The sequence below is a fragment of the Photorhabdus viridis genome (assembly GCF_040256935.1).
Lineage (GTDB): Bacteria > Pseudomonadota > Gammaproteobacteria > Enterobacterales > Enterobacteriaceae > Photorhabdus > Photorhabdus viridis.
In genome coordinates, this window is sequence record NZ_JBEJZY010000598.1 from 1 (window position 1) to 223 (window position 223).

The window sequence follows — 223 nt, forward strand, 5'->3', positions numbered from 1 at the left end:
CCAGAATATAGTGTTTTTTCAGCAAGCTTTTTAGGATTTCCGGGACGCTTTGCCGATGATAAATCCGGCTGTCCTGATTCAGGCTCATCCGCCAGAGCGCAGGCCGGACGGCGAGATAATAAATCGTGCGGTGAGTATGGGTATCACCCAGTACAGCCTGTGCGATAATGCCACTGACCTGACGTTGTTCAACGCCGTTGAAAACCACCCGGAACTTCACCGA

1 protein-coding gene is annotated in these 223 nt (G+C 51.6%); it reads right to left on the reverse strand.

Going from position 1 to position 223, the window contains the following annotated elements; genetic code table 11:
* Window positions 1-223: contractile injection system protein, VgrG/Pvc8 family (locus ABR397_RS24720; RefSeq protein ID WP_350307973.1), on the reverse strand; the 223-nt coding region annotated here is incomplete at both ends.